This is a genomic window from Marinilabilia salmonicolor JCM 21150, assembly GCF_000259075.1.
GTDB classification, from domain to species: domain Bacteria; phylum Bacteroidota; class Bacteroidia; order Bacteroidales; family Marinilabiliaceae; genus Marinilabilia; species Marinilabilia salmonicolor.
Map to the genome: position 1 here is coordinate 1 of NZ_AJKI01000013.1, position 808 is coordinate 808.

At 34.9% G+C, this 808-nt stretch carries 1 pseudogene; it reads left to right on the top strand.

Annotation, left to right across the window (positions count from 1 at the left end):
* Window positions 1–120: 120 nt before the first annotated feature.
* Window positions 121–808, top strand: a pseudogene (locus W7W_RS0109260) (IS4-like element ISLpn9 family transposase); the annotation flags it as partial.

Below are 808 nucleotides of genomic sequence, written 5' to 3' on the forward strand. Positions count from 1 at the left end.
CTTAGTACATGACAAAACAGTTAAATAATTGAAAATCAATAAAATAACAGTCTAAAAATTTGGTTAAAACCTTGATATTCAGTATATTACAAAGGATTTCTCACGTCTAATGTACTATACATGAATACCAAGGTAGATAACAAATATAGCGATTTAATTGACTCATTTAAAACTGTTACTGGATGGCACAAGGCTCGCGTAAAGTGCATAGTATCAATAATATGCGCAATGTGTAAATTGCAAACAGTTTCTTTCGTAAAACTGGCACAAGGCTTTGAAGGTCTAACCCAATATGAATCAAATCATCGGCGGATTCAACGGTTTTTTGCCGAGTTTGTTATTGACCGTTATTTACTGGCCAGGTTGATATTTTCGTTATTGCCCCATAAGCCACCCTATAAGTTGAGCTTGGACAGGACTAATTGGAAATTTGGCAAAACAGATATCAACATATTGATGCTAAGTGTATGTTACAAAGGTGTAGCATTGCCACTTCTATGGAAAATGCTTCCTAAAAGAGGCAATTCCAATGCAGAAGAGCGAAAAGAGCTTCTCAATGAGTATATTGAACTGTTTGGTGTCAGCACTATATCGAGCTTTTTAGCTGATAGAGAATTTATTGGAGAGTCGTGGTTTGATGAGCTCATTAGACATAAGGTGCCATTTTTTATTCGTATTAAAGAGAATATGATAGTGAAGGTGCCTGGCAAAGGAATCAAAAAGACTTTTTGGCTCTTTAATCATTTAAGAACAGGTCAATACCATCATATTCAAGGTCTTGTTTACTTGGGAAAGAATCTTGTTTATT